The sequence below is a fragment of the Nevskia sp. genome (genome assembly GCF_021732705.1).
In the GTDB taxonomy this organism is placed as follows: Bacteria; Pseudomonadota; Gammaproteobacteria; order Nevskiales; family Nevskiaceae; genus Nevskia.
Genome location: NZ_JAKFUM010000011.1, coordinates 136,013 through 150,267 on the forward strand (window position 1 = coordinate 136,013; position 14,255 = coordinate 150,267).

The following is a 14,255-nucleotide window of genomic DNA, read 5'->3' on the forward strand; positions in this document are numbered from 1 at the left end:
GGCTTATTTCACTTCCGGAAAGAGGGCGTTGAGCGAGGAACGACTGGCGGCGAAATCCGATGGCTCGTGCACGTCCTGTCGCAGGAAGGCCTCGATCCGCGGCCACAGCGCCATCGCCGTGTCGATGCGCGGATCGGAACCGGCCTTGTACGCGCCGATGTTGATCAGGTCGCGATTGCGCTGGTAGGCCGAAAACATCTGCTTGAACAGGCGCACGCGCTTCTGGTGCTCGAGCGGCGTGACTTCATGCGCGACTCGCGAGATCGAGGCTTCGATGTCGATCGCCGGATAGATGCCGGAATCGGCAATCGCACGGCTCAGCACGATGTGGCCATCGAGGATGCCGCGGGCGGCATCGGCGATCGGATCGTTCTGGTCGTCGCCTTCGGCGAGCACGGTGTAGAACGCGGTGATCGAACCGCCGCCGGGCAGGCCGTTGCCGGCCCGTTCGACCAGCCGCGGCAACTGCGCGAAGACGCTCGGCGGATAGCCGCGTGTCGCCGGCGGTTCACCGACTGCCAGCCCGATCTCGCGCGATGCCTGCGCGAAGCGGCTCAGCGAATCCATCAGTAACAACACATTCCTGCCCTGATCGCGGAACGCTTCGGCGATCCCGGTGGCGAGCCAGGCGCCGCGGACGCGGGCCAGCGGCGAGCGGTCCGACGGTGTCGCGACAACCACGGCGCGCTTCAGCGCCTCCGGCCCGAGTGCGTTGTCGATGAAATCGCGGACTTCGCGGCCGCGTTCGCCGATCAGCCCGACGACGATGATGTCGGCCTGCGTGTAGCGGGTCATCATGCCGAGCAAGGTCGACTTGCCGACGCCGGTGCCCGCGAACAGGCCCAGACGCTGGCCGCGGCCGATCGTCAGCAGCGAGTTGATCGCGCGCACGCCGACATCGAGCGGCTCCTTGATCGGCGCGCGGGCCAGCGGATTGATCGGCGCGGTGGACGCCGGGCGGCGCTCGCAGTCGAGCCGGCCGAGGCCATCGAGCGGTTCGCCTTCGCCATCGAGCACGCGGCCCAGCAGGCCTTCGCCGACCGGCACGCGCGGCATCCGCGCCATCGGAATGACGCGGGCGTTCGGCTTCAGGCCGTGCATCTCGCCGGTCGGCATCAGGAAGGTGCGATCGCCGGAGAAGCCGACGACTTCCGCTTCGAGCATGCCGCCATCGGCGTTGACCACGCGGCAGCGGCTGCCGATCTGGCTCTGGCAGCCAACCGCTTCGAGCGTCAGCCCGACGACGCGCTTCAACACGCCTTCGACGATGACGCTGCGCGACTGGCTGACGCGATCCGCCGCGATGTTCAGGGCCTTGGTCAAGCGGGCATCACGGCGGGCGGCATGCGGGTTCATGACGGCTCGCCGAGCAAGGCCTGGGCCACGGACGCTTCGCGGGTATCAAGCCGGGCATCGACCTGCGCCGAGTCGGTGACGATGCGGACATCGCCGCGCATCAGGTCGCGATCCGGCACCAGCCGCCAGCCGCTGAAATCGGCCGGCAAGGTCAGGGTCTCGCCGACCAGTTCGACATCCTTCGGGTGCAGGTGAATGCGGGCATCGCGGGCCGGCGCGCCGAGTGCGCCGAGCGCTTCGCGCACGACACCAGCGATCGCTTCCGGCTCCTGGATCAGCGTGGCCTGCGCCAGACGCCGGCCGACTTCCAGCGCCAGCGCGATCAGCGTGCGCTCGACCTCGCCGTCGAGATCGCGCATCGGCTTGGCCAGATGATCGAGCAGCGCCTTCAGGTGCGCGGTCTGTTCGCGCACACGAGCGGCACCATCGGCATAGCCCTGGGCATCACCGGCGGCGTAGCCCTCGCTGTGGCCGCGGGCGTAGCCGTCTTCGTAGGCGGCGCGTTCGAGTTCGTCGAGATGATCCGCGGTATGCGGCGGCGGGGGCGGCGGCAGGTCCAGTTCGTCGCGGATGACTGGAATGTCCCAGCGCTCGACCGTGCCGAGCGATTCGGCCCGCCAGTAGCTTGGCGATTCGCTCATCGCAGCGCGCCCGCGTTGCGGTGATCGCCGTTAGACAAAGGACTCTCCCTTGCCGCCGAGCATGATCTCGCCGGCATCGCCCAGACGACGGGCGACGGTGAGGATTTCCTTCTGCGCGGCTTCGACATCGGCCAGCCGCACCGGGCCCTTCGCTTCCATGTCCTCGACCAGCATTTCGGCCGCGCGCTTCGACATGTTCTTCAGGAACTTGTCGCGGATCTTCGGATCGGCCCCCTTCAGCGCCAGGCCCAGCTGCTCGGTCTGGACATCGCGCAGCAAGGTCTGGATGCCGCGATCGTCGACATCGGCGAGATTGTCGAAGACGAACATCAGGTCCTGGATGCGCTGGCCGAGATCGCCATCGAGTTCGGTGATGCGCGTGGTGATCGCGCTTTCGCTCGACGAATCCATCAGGTTCAGGATGCTCGCGGCAACCTTGACGCCGCCGACACTCGACGCCTTCAGGTTCGAGCCGCCGGAGAACTGGCGCTCCATGATCTCGTCCAGTTCCTTCAGCGCGGCCGGCTGGATGCCATCGAGCTTGGCGATGCGCATCAGCACATCGCTGCGCATGCGATCCGGCAGCTGCAGCACGACCTCCGCCGCCTGATCCGGATCGAGATAGGCCAGCACGATGGCGACGATCTGCGGATGCTCGTTGCGCACCAGATCGGCCACCGCGCGCGTTTCCATCCACTTCAGCGCTTCCAGACCCTTGGAATTGCGGCCGAGCAGGATGCGATCGATCAGGCCCGAGGCCTTGTCCTCGCCGAGGGCGCCGACGAGTACGCGGCGGACGTAGTCATCGGCGCCGACGCCGAGGCTGGTCTGGCTGTCGAGCTCGGTGACGAAGGCTTCGAGCACTTCGGTCGCGCGCTCGCGCGAGACGTTGGTCAGGGTCGCCATCGCCTGTCCGACCTTCTGCACGTCCTTCGCGCCCATGTGCTTCAGCACTTCGGCGGCTTCGGCCTCGCCGAGCGACATCAGCAGGATCGCGGCACGTTCCGGGCCTGGAATTTCACTCTTGGCGAGGCTGCTCATCCTTCACTCCCGATCCAGTTCTTGACCAACTGGGCCGCGCGCTTCGGGTCCTGCTCCACCGCCTGCCGCGCCAGCACCAGCTTCTGTTCGTAGACCTTCGGCACTTCCGGCACGGCCGGCACGGCAGCCGCTGCCGTCGAGCCCAGGCTCAGGCGATCGTCGACGACTTCGCCGCTGATCTCGCCATCACCGGCCGCCGCGGCCGCGGCCTTGCGCTCGGCAATCGATTCGAGCACCGCTTCCACCGTGCGCGGCGGCGGCGGGCCCATCAGGCTCTTCAGCATCGGCCGCACCACGAGCAGGCCGATCAGCAGCACGACGAGCGCGCCGAGGCCTTGCCGGGCGTAATCGCGCATCTCGGGCTGCTGCCAGATCGGCAGTGCCGGCAGCGGCTGCAGCGCTTCGTTCTGCAGGAACGGCGCGTTCTGCACGGTCACCGTGTCGCCGCGCTTTTCATCGAAGCCGACCGCTTCGCGCACCAGCGACTGCACCTTGGCCAGTTCGGCCTCGGTCAGCGGCGTCGGCACCAGCGCGCCCTTCGCTTCCGGCTTCGGGTCCGGCTTCGGCAGGTTGTCGACCAGCACCGCGATCGACAGGCGCTGGATCTTGCCGGGCGACTTGCGGGTGTGGCTGACGGTCTTGTCGAGCTCGAAGTTGCGCGTGGCCGAGCGGCTTTCGTTGGTCGGCGGCGCATTCGGGTCCGGCGTGGCGGCGGCACCATTGGCAGGCGGCGCGCCGTTGACGCTGTTCAGCGGCACGGCCTGTGCAGCGTTCGGCGGCTGGTTGGAGGTGGCCCCCGGAATGCCCTGCGCGCCATTGGTGCCGGTGCGCGACGCTTCCTCGCTGGTCTGCTCGCTGCGGATCGCCTGCGGATTCGGGTTGTAGGCTTCGCGCGCTTCTTCGGTGACGCTGAAATCGAGATCGGCCGTGACCTGCGCGCTGACCCGGCCGGCCCCCATCATCGGCGTCAGCAACTGCTCGATGCGGCGCACGTAGTCATCCTCGACGCGCCGCGTGTACGCGAACTGCTCGGCCGAGGCATCGGCATCGCTGTCGGCACCGTCGCGCGTCAGCAGGTGTCCGTACTGATCGATCACGGTCACTGCGGACGGCAGCAGATTCGGCACGCTCGACGCGACGATGTGCACGATCGACGCCACCTGCCCCGCTTCCAGCTGACGGCCCGGATGCAGTTCCAGCAGCACCGAGGCACTGGCCTGCTCGCGGTTGCGCGCGAACGCGGACGCCTTCGGCAGCGCCAGATGCACCCGCGCACCCTTGACCGCCAGCAGGCTGCCGACGGTGCGCGACAGCTCGGTTTCCAGCGCCAGTTGGTAGCGCGCGGTCTCGATGAACTGGCTGGTGCCGAAGCCCTGCTCGCCTCGGATCATTTCCATGCCGACCGACGAGCCCTTCGGCAACCCCTGCGAGGCCAGCCGCATGCGTGCCTCGTAGACCTTGTCGCCGGCGACGGACACTGCGCCGGTGGCGCCATCGAGCTTGTACTCGATGCCGGACGCGCGCAGCGCATCAGCGATCTCGGCGGAGTCCTTCTCGCTCAGGTTCGGGTACAGCGGGGTCAGGTTCGGCTTCTGTGCCCAGAAGAACAGCGTGATGCCGATGGCGATGGCCAGCGCCACGCCGCCGATCGCCATCAACTGGCGAACGATCGGAATCTCGAACAGGGAGCGGGTGTTGCTCAGCGTGATCGGCACCGCGACTTCGGACATGGATGGGCTTCCGTTACAGCGGCATGTTCATGATGTCCTGGTACGCCGCGACCATGCGGTTGCGTACCTCGACCATGGCCTTGAACGACACCTGCGATTTCGACGTCGCCAGCATCACGCTCGCGAGATCGGTGGACGGGTCGCCCAGCTCGAACTTCTTCTGCAGGTCGGCGGCCGTGTTCTGGCTTTTCGCGACGGAATCGATCGATGACTTCAGCAGCGAGCCGAAGCCGCCGGTGCTGGCGGCGGCACTGGTCTCCGCCGGCGCGACCGGGGCCGGACGATTGCCGGCCTGGGCCTGCATCGCCCTGATCTGCGACAGCACACTGTTGACGTCGATGGCATTCATGCACGGAATCCGGGAACGGCGGTCGACGGGCTTCGAGCAAGTCCTGTTCCCGACCGGCACCGTTCGAAATGCTCGTGAAACGCAGCACTGACGGGGTTTTCGGCGTCGGAATCGCGACGGAATTCCGGCACGTGGCGCGGCCATCGACCGGGCTTCCGGGCAACGCTACCGTCGGTCGTCATTGGGTCATTTTTGTCACCGGCGTCGGCCGCTGCGGCAGGCGACCGCGCCCATGCTTGGCACCAAACCCACGACTGCCTCCGATGATGATTTCCGAAGACCGCCCGAGCTTCGAGCAGTTGCAGCGCGAGCGCGACGCGCTGGCTGCACGCGTGACCGCGCTGCGCCTCGAGAACACCAGCCTGCGTGCAGACCTGGCGACGGCGCAGACGCAGCTGGACGATGCCGACACGGCCCGACGCGACAGCCTGCTGCTGCGGGCCTACATGGATCGCAGCAACCTCCGGGCCTGGCTCAAGGACGAGCGCGGCCGGCTGGTCTATGCCAATCGCCAGTGGTTCGAGCAGCTCGGGCTGGACGAGGCCGCAGCCATCGGCAAGAGCGACTTCGAACTGCTGCCGGCCGATGTCGCGGCGCGTGAGCGCGCGCACGATCTCGACGTGCTCGGCGGCCATGAGCCGACGCGGATGATGGTGGTCGAGGACGGCATCGATGGCGATACCCGCAGCTGGCTGGTCACGCGCTTCCCTTTCCACAACGCGCGCGGCGAACGGTTTGTCGGCGGCATCGCGCAGGACGACACTGCCCGCGCGCGGCATTACGAGGAAATCCGCCGGCAGTCGATCACCGACAGCTTGACCGGCCTGCTGAACCGTCGCGGCTTCGACACGCTCGCCGCACCGGAACTGTCGCGCGCGCGGCGCCGTGGCTCGGCCTGCACGCTGGCTCTGGTCGATCTCGATGGCCTGAAGGGCGTCAACGATCGCCTCGGCCATGCCGCTGGCGACGCCATCATCGCGCTGGCCGCGATGATCCTGCGCAAGGTGTTCCGCGCCACCGACATCGTCGCGCGGATCGGCGGCGACGAATTCGCGATCTTCGCGCCGGACACCGACGGCGATGCCGACGCCATCCGCCGCCGGCTCGATCAGGCCGTGGCCGACCTCTCGAGCAATCCGATCCTCGAAGCGCAGCTCGGGTTCAGCATCGGCCTGCTCGATTGCCCGGCCAGCGGCCGCGAATCGCTGGACGCGCTGCTCGCCACCGCCGATGCCCGCATGTACGAGCAGAAGCGCGGCAAGCGCTGATCAGCCACGCCGCAGCGCGGCCCGCTCGCGCTCCCAGTGACGATGGCGACCGATCGCGCCGATGAAGCCGTCGATCATCGGAGCCACGGCGCCCTCGCGCAGCAGCAGCATGCCGGGATCGGCGCCGCTGCCGTCCGGCAGCGTCTCGCCGACATCGGCGGCATCGACCAGCGAACAGCCTTCGGCCACCGCCGCGATGGTCTTGAAGTGCCAGTACGCCTCGTGCACGAAATGACGGGCACCCGAGTGGCGCGCGAGTTCCGCGACACTGTCGGCGCCACCGGCCACGAACACGGCATCGAACATCACCGAGCGCGTGGTCAGCAGACTGTGGTCGATCCGCATCGAACTGCCGTCGGCGCAATGCAGCGCGCCACCATGCGGCGCGACGATCTTGCTGCGGGCGCCTGCCGCCAGCAGCGCGTCCTGCATCGCGTGCACGCTGCCGGCATCGACCCCGTTCGCCGCGAGGATCGCGATGCAGCGCGTGGCGATGCCGCCCGGCTGACGCCGCGCCATGCTCAGCGCCGGGGACGGCAGCAGCGACGAATCCACCGGCACCGACGCGAACGCGGCCGGATCGGCGTCTTCGGGAACGCTGCGATTCAGCGGCAGCTCGATGCTCGCCGGCACCGGAATGCCGAGGCCGATCGACACCCGCTGCGCCAGCGCCGGCTGCACCTGCTGCAGCTGGCCCAGCATCCGTTCGACCACGGCTGCGGTGACGACCTTGCCGAGCTCGAACTGCAGCGCGGCCACGAGATGCGCCTGTTCCCAGTCCGCGAGGCTGTTCAGGAACATCGCCGCCTGACTGTAGTGGTCGAAGAACTTCGGGCCGCGCCGACGGCGCTTGTCGCCGGTCACCGTTGCCGCATGCGTCGAGAATCCGCCCGCCGCTGACGGGACCTGCATCGGGCAGCCGCCGCCGAGCGTGTTCGGCGAGTAGGCCACGCGACCGGCATCGATCGTCTGACGATGCAGGCCATCGCGCTGGTGGTTGTGCGCGGAGGCGAGCGGCCGGTTGATCGGAATCTGGTGGAAGTTCGGCCCGCCCAGCCGCAACAGCTGGGTGTCGGTGTACGAGAACAGGCGGCCGGCCAGCAGTGGGTCGTCGCTGAAATCGATGCCGGGTACGACGTGGCCCGCGTGGAACGCCACCTGCTCGGTTTCGGCGAAGTAGTTGTCGACGTTGCGATTCAGGGTCATCTTGCCGATGCGCTGCACCGGCACCAGCTCTTCCGGAATCAGCTTGGTGGCATCGAGCAGGTCGAACGCGAAGCGGTGTTCATCGGCCTCCGGCACGACCTGCACGCCGAGTTCCCACTCCGGAAACGCGCCGCCGTCGATCGCTTCCCACAGGTCGCGGCGGTGGAAGTCCGGATCATGTCCGGACACCTGAAGCGCTTCCGGCCAGATCAGCGAATGCACGCCAAGCAGCGGCTTCCAGTGGAACTTGACGAAGCTCGACGTGCCATCGGCGGTGACGAAGCGAAAGCTGTGCACGCCGAAGCCTTCCATCATCCGCAGGCTGCGCGGGATGCCGCGGTCCGACATCACCCACAGCACCATGTGCATCGCTTCCGGCATCAGCGAGATGAAATCCCAGAAGGTGTCGTGGGCCGATGCGGCCTGCGGAATCTCGTTGTGCGGCTCGGGTTTCACGGCGTGGACCAGGTCCGGAAACTTGATCGCGTCCTGAATGAAGAACACCGGCATGTTGTTGCCGACGAGATCGTAGTTGCCTTCCGTGGTGTAGAACTTCACCGCGAAGCCGCGCACGTCACGCGCCAGATCGGACGAGCCGCGCGAGCCAGCCACGGTGGAGAACCGCACGAACACCGGCGTGCGCACCGCGGGGTCCTGGAGGAATGCCGCCTTGGTCAGCGCGGACTGGTCGGCGTACACCTGAAAATAACCGTGGGCAGCGGCGCCACGGGCGTGCACCACCCGTTCCGGAATCCGCTCGTGATCGAAGTGCGTGATCTTCTCGCGCAGCAGGAAGTCTTCGAGCAGCGCCGGGCCGCGGTCGCCGACCTTCAGCGTGTTCTGGTCATCGACGATGCCGAGGCCTTGGTTCGTCGTCAGCCGCTCGCCGTCGCCGCGGCGGGTGATGGCCGCCAGCTGCTCGCGCTTGCCGTCGCCGCTGCCGTCCACGGCATCGTCCACGCCGGCGTCCGTCCCTGAATCCGAATCCGGATCGGGGGCCGAGCCGGGCGGCTGATTGCGCGGGTCGTTGCCGAGAATGGTCACCGGTCGGCCGTCGCCAGTTCCGCCTTGCGGGCGGCGATGGCGTTGCCGAGCTGCAGCAGGTCGAGCTTGCTGGCGCGCGCCTTCGGGAAGATCTCGTCCTGCTCTTCCTTGACGTGATGCTTGACGTACTCGGACAGCACCTTGACCCGGGCGTCGTACATCTCGCCGTCCGGCGCGATGCCTTCGAGTTCGGCGATCAGCGCCTTCAGCGATGCGTGCTCGACGATCGCTTCGGGCACCAGCGCGTGGTCCTTCAGTGCCGCCTTGAATGCCGGGTAGAAGATTTCTTCCTCCACCTGCGCGTGGACGGTCAGCGCTTCGCAAATGCTGGCGACCAGTTGCTGCTTCTTGGCCGGGCTGCGCGCCGCTTCGAACGCGACGAACATCGCGTCGACCTGTTCGTGATCGGCCCGCAGCAGTGCCGTGGCTTCAACCGGCGGGGCCGATTCCGATGCCGACTTGCCGGGTGATGCCCGGTCGGTGCGCTTGTCGACGCGCTTGATGGCCGCCTTGTCAGAAGGCTTGCCAGAGGCTTTTTCCGGGCTGCTGTCCGCAGGCCGGTGGGAGGCGCCGCCCGCCTTCCGGTCGGTCGGGCTGGCAGCGGCGGCTTTCGACGTGGCGGTGCTGGAGTGGTTCGGGTTCATGAGGGGTTCTCGCACGGGTTACGGCAGGGACTGACAAGCAGGCCGGCGCGCCGTGGCGCGTGCGGCTCAGCGCACCAGCAGGGCAATCAGGATGACGATCGGAATCGGAATTCCGAGCAGCAGCAGCAGGATCGAACGCATGACGGGCTCCGGTGGGCGGCAGCGGGAACGACGGGCAGTTCAGCGGTCGCGCAGGCGTCCGCCGTAGATCGCGGCGACGCTCGATACGAACGCGCCGAGCATCAGCGAGACGAACAGCCACAGAGACGCCGTGGCCGTGGCCTTTCGCGCGGTGTCCGCCGCGGCCCGGGTGCGGGTCTCGGCGACCTGCAAGGCCGCCTTGGCGCGATCCACGACCTCGGTCAGGCGCTGGTCGGCCTGCTCCGGCGTCAGCCCGGTCTGACGGGCGATGACGGCCACGACCTCGGCGCGATCGGCAGCCGGCCATTCGCCGCTGCGCAGCGCGCGGGTGACCATCGCCGCGACTTCCGGCGGCACCGAGGACAGGGCCGGTGCCGCGGTGCCGGCCGGTGCGGCGGCGGCCGGCGCGCGGTCGGTGCTGCGGAACAGGGCACTGGCCAGATCATCGGCGTTGGCGGCGGCGGCATCACCCGCGGCGATGAGGCCGCGTCCGCCGGCCGACACCACGGCACCGGCCGCGGCCGATCCGGCGGCGACGCCGCCACCGATCAGCGAGCTGACGACCGAGGCCAGCAGGCTGGCCATCGCCAGCGACGCCAGCGCCCACGCCAGGAAGCCGTGCGCGGTGTCGCGGAAGTAGACCTCGTCGGCGTGGGCATCCGGCCAGCGGCTGCGCAGTCGGCCGGCCATGAAGCCGCCGACACCGGACGCCGCGATCTGCATCGCGAGCATCCACAGGATGGTGCCGAGGCCGAACGCCGAGGCGCCGACACCGGCGTTCGACCACGGTGAGACCGACGCCAGACCGAGCCCGGTGCCGAGCACCAGCAGGACCAGCGACAGCGCCGCCGCGCCGGCGGCACCCGCCGCGATCGCGCTCCACGACACGGCGCTGACCGGACGGGGACCGCTGCCCGAGGGCAGGTCGGAAGGGAGGTACGCGACATCGGGACGGACGGCAGTATTCATCGGCGCTCCATGAAGCTGCGAGCGGTCGAGTGACCGCAGAGGCAGACTTCCTGAAGCCGGAGCGTGGCCGCTGCCGCGGCAGGGCTCGGTACGCTGTCGCGCTTAGACGGGCGGATCAGCCAAACGCCGCGGACCCGTGCCGCAAGCCAGCGACCGGGCCCGACGGGTGCCCGGAATCAGAGCTGGGCCGATTCCGGATCGCTGCCGTCGTCGCGCTGCAGACCGTACTTGCGCAGCTTTTCGACGAGCGTCGTGCGCCGCGTGTTCAGCAGCTTCGCGGCGTGGGCGACGACGCCGGACGACTGCTGCAACGCCTGCCGGATCAGCGCCAGCTCGATGGTTTCGATGTGGTCCTTGAGATTCACGCCATCCGGCGGCAGCTGCGTCGGCGACGACGGAAAGTACGTCGACGAGGCCGATGCCAGCGGCGGCAGATTGCTGACCGCGGTAAAGCCGGTGCCGCCGAGCGACGTGCCGAACGGCGCGGCCAGACCGGCACCGCGGGCATTGACCGCAACCGGTTCCGCTTCCTCGAGCACGGCCGGCACCGAGACCGGCACCGGCGCTGGCGCCACCGGCAGCGCCACGTTCTGGCGATAGCGCGCCGGAAGTTCGGCGACGCCGACCAGCGCATGCGGATGCAGCACCGCCAAACGCTCGATCAGGTTCGACAGTTCGCGGACATTGCCCGGCCAGTGATAGGCCCGCAGCGCATGCACGGCATCGGCCGACAGCCGCACCGAGCCATGGCCGTTGCGCTTCATCGCTTCGATCAGATCGTCGATCAGCAGCGGCAGGTCTTCCAGACGCTCGCGCAGCGCCGGCATTTCGATCGGGAACACGTTCAGGCGATAGAACAGATCTTCGCGGAACGTGCCCTTGACGATGTTGTCCTCGAGGTTGCGATGAGTCGCGGCGATGATCCGCACTTCGCAGCGCATGCTGCGACTGGAGCCAACGCGCTCATAGGTGCGTTCCTGCAGCACGCGCAGGATCTTGACCTGCATCGGCAAGGTCATGTCGCCGATTTCGTCGAGGAACAGCGTGCCGCCGTCGGCCATTTCGAAGCGGCCCTTGCGCGAAGTGATCGCGCCGGTGAACGCACCCTTCTCGTGACCGAACAGCTCCGATCCGAGCAGTTCGCTCGGAATGGCGCCGCAATTGACCGCGACGAACGGCTTGTCACGCCGGGCGGACTGTTCGTGCACCGCGCGGGCCACCACTTCCTTGCCGGTGCCGGACTCGCCGGTCACCAGCACCGTGGTCTCGTGAGCGGCGACCTGCTCGATCATCCGCCGCACCTTGCGGATCGGCGCCGAGTTGCCGGTCGGGCCGATCAGGCGCGTGGCGGCGGCTTCCTGATCCATCCGGACCAGACCGGCGCGGCGCAGCAGATCGTTGAGCTGGGCGTAGCGCACCGGCTGCTCCAGCGCGAAGCAGGCGCTGCGATCCAGCCCGTACTGGTCGCAGATCGCTTCCTGCTTCGATGGCGCCACCAGCAGCGGCGGGTGATGCCGATCGCGCTTGAGCCAGTCGATGAAGCGGCCGAGCGCAGCCGGATCGGCTTCGTGGCCGACCACCACGGCGAGCCACTCCTGCGGCTTGCGGTCGGCCAGCTTCAGTTCGGCGGCGCTGCCGATGCAGATCGGTGCGAAATCGATGAATTGCAGGATCGATGCGAGGGTCGCCGAGCTTTGCTCGTCGCCGTCGATCACCAGCACGCGGGACTCAGCCATGGGCGTCTCCGGTCACCGTGCTGGTCATGTTGGAGCGCACGTACTCGGCGATCCGGTGTTCGTAGTCGTGCTTGGAAATGAAACCGTCGGCACCAGCCTGCGCGGTGTGCTCGCGGTGCTCGGCGTCGTCGTAATGGCTGGCGATCAGGATGCGCGGCGGCGCGTCCTGGGCCTTGATCAGGCGGGTGGCCTGCAGACCGCCCATGCCGGGCATCGACAGGTCCATCAGGATCAGGTCAGGGCGCAGTTCCTCGGCCAGGCGGACGGCGTCGTAGCCGTCGTGACCCAGGCCGACGACACTGATCTCCGGCACCGACGCCAGCAGATGGCGCGCCAGCACCAGAAACGCTTCGTTGTCATCGACCAGCAAGGTGCGAATGGTGTTCATGACAGTCTCCCCGGGCGCTTTCGCGTCCCCCTGAACCTTCAGCGAATTCTGTTGAAATCCTGCCGTGCGATCGTCGAACGGCGGTGACGCATTTCCGGCTCCGATCAGCTCGCCATTCTGAGCGGAACGCGGGCCGCCAGCAGCTTGCGTTCCTTGGCCGGTGCAATTTTCATGGCTTCACGGTACTTGGCAATCGTGCGGCGGGCGATCAGCACGCCGTTGCGCGCAAGAATAGCGGCGATCGCCCCGTCGCACAGCGGTGCGCCGGCCTTCTCGCCATCGACGATCCGGCGAATCATCGCCCGTACCGCGATGCCCGAGGTTTCGCTTTCCGCGCCCTGGATCTGGCTCGGGAAGAACGCCTTCATCGGGTACACGCCCCACGGCGTCTGCACGAACTTGTTCGAGGTCACGCGGCATACCGTCGACTCGTGCATGGCGATGGCGTCCGCCACTTCGCGCAGGGTCAGCGGCATCATTCCTTCCTCGCCGCGGCGCAAGAAATCGCGCTGGCGCTCGAACACCACGCGGGCGGTCTTCAGCAGCGTTTCGTGCCGCATTTCCAGGCCGCGCACCAGCCAGCGCGCCTGCTGCAGCTGATCCTTCAGGCCGCGATGGCCGCCGGCGGTACCGCTCATCATCCGCTCGTACTGGCCATTGATGCGCAGCTTCGGCAGGTTCACCGGATTCAGCTCGACCTTCCAGGCGCCGGCAACACCGCTGACGATCAGGTCCGGCACGACGGCCTGTGCCGGCTCGGTGCGTGAAGCGCCCGGCTTCGGGTCCAGCGTGCGGATCAGGTCCATCGCCGCGATCATCTTCGCTTCGGTGGCGCCCAGTTCGCTGCGCAGGTTGACGAAATCACGGGCAGCGACGCGATCCAGATGATCGGCCACCAGCGTTTCCGCGAGGTTCTTGCCCGGCGTGCCGGCCTTGACCGCGTCGAGCTGCAGCAGCAGGCATTCGCGCAGGTTGCGGGCAGCGAAGCCGGTCGGCTCGACGCTCTGCACCGTGGTCAGCGCCGCGTCGAGTTCGTCCAGCGTCACCTGCCATTCCGGCGGCAGCGTCGCGAGGATCTGTTCGAGAGCGGTTTCGAGATAGCCGTTGTCGTCGACATGCTCGATGATCGCGACGGCCAGCTGCCACTCGCGGCGCGATGCGATCATCAGTTCCAGCTGGCTCAGCGCGGAGACGCGCGCGTCCTCGATCGGGGCAGCGGCGCGGCGGGCTTCGATCGGCTCGCCGTCTTCGGTCGGCTCGCCGCCGGACCAGGACTCGGCGCTCGACCAGTCGAAATCGGCATCGACGCGATCGCCGGCGGCTTCGTCGCAGCCGCTGACCGGCACTTCGGTAGACTCCGCAAGGCTGGTCGTGTGTTCGATCAGCTCGGGAAGCGGGGCTTCGGCGCCAGCCGTTGTCGGGGTGGTGTCCTCATCGCGTTCGAGCAGCACATTGCCTTCCAGCGCAGCTTCCACTTCCTGCTCCAGCTCGATCGCTGAGAGCTGCAAAAGTTTAATGGATTGAAGGAGTTGCGGCGTCATTGCAACGCCTTGTGACATTCCCATTCTCGCTGCTGGCTTCATTGACGCGCTCCCCGTGAGTGATCCCGTGGAAGCATCGTCAGCGAAAGCGGGAAGTCGCCCAATCAGTTTATTCCTGACTGCTTGTCAGGCGAATCCTGACATGTTTCAAAACCTGAACGGAGGCCTTACCGCTGGTCCGGAAATTGCCCTCGCCGGTCC

12 protein-coding genes are annotated in these 14,255 nt (G+C 67.8%); 1 reads left to right on the top strand and 11 read right to left on the bottom strand.

Translation table 11 applies throughout. The features are described 5' to 3' along the window. Nucleotides 1-3 precede the first annotated feature (3 nt). From fliI to fliE, 5 genes are read right to left on the bottom strand one after another with little or no spacing between them, the layout of a single operon-like run. Nucleotides 4-1,356 (bottom strand): flagellar protein export ATPase FliI, encoded by a 1,353-nt coding sequence (fliI, locus tag QZ951_RS14565; protein WP_293001774.1) that lies wholly within the window; start codon nt 1,354-1,356, stop codon nt 4-6. Next, nucleotides 1,353-1,997 (bottom strand): FliH/SctL family protein, encoded by a 645-nt coding sequence (locus QZ951_RS14570; protein ID WP_293001776.1) that lies wholly within the window; start codon nt 1,995-1,997, stop codon nt 1,353-1,355. The genes fliI and QZ951_RS14570 overlap by 4 nt, the downstream gene beginning before the upstream one ends. Before the next feature lie 30 nt (nt 1,998-2,027). Next, entirely contained in the window at nt 2,028-3,014 is a 987-nt protein-coding gene (gene fliG, locus QZ951_RS14575; RefSeq protein ID WP_366943941.1) for a flagellar motor switch protein FliG, read from the bottom strand. A gap of 20 nt (nt 3,015-3,034) precedes the next feature. Next, nucleotides 3,035-4,768, bottom strand: coding sequence for a flagellar basal-body MS-ring/collar protein FliF (gene fliF, locus QZ951_RS14580; protein WP_293001780.1), 1,734 nt, complete (start codon nt 4,766-4,768; stop codon nt 3,035-3,037). A 13-nt stretch (nt 4,769-4,781) separates the two neighbouring features. Next, nucleotides 4,782-5,117, bottom strand: coding sequence for a flagellar hook-basal body complex protein FliE (gene fliE / locus QZ951_RS14585; protein ID WP_293001782.1), 336 nt, complete (start codon nt 5,115-5,117; stop codon nt 4,782-4,784). A 263-nt stretch (nt 5,118-5,380) separates the two neighbouring features. Between fliE and QZ951_RS14590 the strand changes: the two genes are divergently transcribed. Then, nucleotides 5,381-6,385 (top strand): GGDEF domain-containing protein, encoded by a 1,005-nt coding sequence (locus tag QZ951_RS14590; RefSeq protein WP_293001785.1) that lies wholly within the window; start codon nt 5,381-5,383, stop codon nt 6,383-6,385. Here the strand turns inward: QZ951_RS14590 and QZ951_RS14595 are convergent, their stop codons facing one another. The 6 genes from QZ951_RS14595 to rpoN all read right to left on the bottom strand — a co-directional run bounded on the left by QZ951_RS14595 (nt 6,386) and on the right by rpoN (nt 14,096). Next, nucleotides 6,386-8,506, bottom strand: coding sequence for a catalase (locus QZ951_RS14595; RefSeq protein WP_366943942.1), 2,121 nt, complete (start codon nt 8,504-8,506; stop codon nt 6,386-6,388). A gap of 125 nt (nt 8,507-8,631) precedes the next feature. Further along, nucleotides 8,632-9,279 carry a hemerythrin domain-containing protein gene (locus QZ951_RS14600; RefSeq protein ID WP_293001789.1) on the bottom strand — a complete coding sequence of 216 codons (648 nt, stop codon included), beginning with the start codon at nt 9,277-9,279 and terminating at the stop codon, nt 8,632-8,634. A 180-nt stretch (nt 9,280-9,459) separates the two neighbouring features. Next, the gene (locus QZ951_RS14605) at nt 9,460-10,389 is read right to left on the bottom strand and encodes a hypothetical protein (RefSeq protein ID WP_293001791.1); all 930 of its coding nucleotides are present in this window, start codon (nt 10,387-10,389) and stop codon (nt 9,460-9,462) included. A 176-nt stretch (nt 10,390-10,565) separates the two neighbouring features. Further along, complete coding sequence (locus QZ951_RS14610; RefSeq protein ID WP_293001793.1) at nt 10,566-12,125, bottom strand: sigma-54 dependent transcriptional regulator; 1,560 nt, start codon at nt 12,123-12,125, stop codon at nt 10,566-10,568. Further along, nucleotides 12,118-12,513: a response regulator transcription factor gene (locus tag QZ951_RS14615; RefSeq protein WP_293001795.1), complete on the bottom strand. Its 396-nt coding sequence runs from the start codon at nt 12,511-12,513 to the stop codon at nt 12,118-12,120. The genes QZ951_RS14610 and QZ951_RS14615 overlap by 8 nt, the downstream gene beginning before the upstream one ends. A 104-nt stretch (nt 12,514-12,617) precedes the next feature. Beyond that, nucleotides 12,618-14,096 carry an RNA polymerase factor sigma-54 gene (gene rpoN / locus QZ951_RS14620; RefSeq protein WP_293001797.1) on the bottom strand — a complete coding sequence of 493 codons (1,479 nt, stop codon included), beginning with the start codon at nt 14,094-14,096 and terminating at the stop codon, nt 12,618-12,620. Between the last annotated feature and the right edge of the window lie 159 nt (nt 14,097-14,255).

Excerpts from the sequence above, each read along its gene's own strand:
- QZ951_RS14615 (WP_293001795.1), bottom strand. The coding sequence starts at position 12,513 with ATGAACACCATTCGCACCTTGCTGGTCGATGACAACGAAGCGTTTCTG.
- QZ951_RS14600 (WP_293001789.1), bottom strand. The coding sequence starts at position 9,279 with ATGAACCCGAACCACTCCAGCACCGCCACGTCGAAAGCCGCCGCTGCC.
- fliE (WP_293001782.1), bottom strand. The coding sequence starts at position 5,117 with ATGAATGCCATCGACGTCAACAGTGTGCTGTCGCAGATCAGGGCGATG.
- QZ951_RS14590 (WP_293001785.1), top strand. The coding sequence starts at position 5,381 with ATGATGATTTCCGAAGACCGCCCGAGCTTCGAGCAGTTGCAGCGCGAG.
- fliF (WP_293001780.1), bottom strand. The coding sequence starts at position 4,768 with ATGTCCGAAGTCGCGGTGCCGATCACGCTGAGCAACACCCGCTCCCTG.
- QZ951_RS14570 (WP_293001776.1), bottom strand. The coding sequence starts at position 1,997 with ATGAGCGAATCGCCAAGCTACTGGCGGGCCGAATCGCTCGGCACGGTC.
- QZ951_RS14610 (WP_293001793.1), bottom strand. The coding sequence starts at position 12,125 with ATGGCTGAGTCCCGCGTGCTGGTGATCGACGGCGACGAGCAAAGCTCG.
- rpoN (WP_293001797.1), bottom strand. The coding sequence starts at position 14,096 with ATGAAGCCAGCAGCGAGAATGGGAATGTCACAAGGCGTTGCAATGACG.
- QZ951_RS14605 (WP_293001791.1), bottom strand. The coding sequence starts at position 10,389 with ATGAATACTGCCGTCCGTCCCGATGTCGCGTACCTCCCTTCCGACCTG.
- fliI (WP_293001774.1), bottom strand. The coding sequence starts at position 1,356 with ATGAACCCGCATGCCGCCCGCCGTGATGCCCGCTTGACCAAGGCCCTG.